This is a genomic window from Vibrio sp. 1078-1, from assembly GCF_033340475.1.
Genome location: NZ_JAWOWM010000319.1, coordinates 1 through 721, shown reverse-complemented (window position 1 = coordinate 721; position 721 = coordinate 1). Strand labels below are relative to the sequence as shown.

The 721-nt window shown below is 47.0% G+C and carries 1 protein-coding gene and 1 pseudogene; both read left to right on the top strand.

Annotated elements, in window-relative coordinates; translation table 11 throughout:
- Nucleotides 1–591: glycyl radical enzyme domain-containing protein (locus R7190_RS27330; protein WP_318137862.1), on the top strand; the 591-nt coding region annotated here is incomplete at its 5' end.
- A 20-nt stretch (nucleotides 592–611) separates the two neighbouring features.
- A pseudogene (locus R7190_RS27325) lies at nucleotides 612–721 on the top strand (YjjW family glycine radical enzyme activase); the annotation flags it as partial.

Here is a 721-nt window from a genome sequence, read left to right as displayed (position 1 = left end):
TATGGCATGGCTGAAGCGGTCAACTTACTTCTTGAAAAAGAAGGGCAAACCTCCCGCTACGGACAAGACGAACGTGCAAATGCATTAGGCCACGAAATTTCAGCGACATTAGCGACATTGGTTGATTCTACGCCTGTGAGATATGGCTTAGAGGGCAAAGCGTTGTTGCATGCTCAAGGTGGTATCAGTCTCGATCTGGATGTAACGCCAGGTGTGCGCCTTCCTTACGGTAACGAGCCAGACCCTGTTACTTATGTACAAGCAACTGCGGCGCATCATCAATATTATCGAGCGGGTATCAGCGATATTCTAACGATTGATGAAACGGTGAAGTCAAACCCAGAAGCCATGTTCAATTTATGCAAGGGCGCGTTGAACGCGGGGTATCGAGAGTTCACCGCAAACGTCGCGTCGAATGATTTAGTTCGAGTGACCGGTTATATGGTGAAGTTATCTGATATCGCGAAATACGAAGCAGAAGGTTCCCGTACTAATACGACGTTTTTGGGCGCTGAAGCGGCGAAAAACACTGGAATTTTAGAGCGTTCACCACGAGTGGTGAGCCAAGAAATGTCGCCAGTCTACAAGTAACTGGTGACGGAAAGAACAAGATGTCTAGACGAAGTGAAAGCCTTTTGGTGAAAGTAACTCGTATCCTTCCTTTCTCTTGTGTTGATGGGCCAGGAAATCGTCTAGTCATCTTTCTACAGGGTTGTAACTA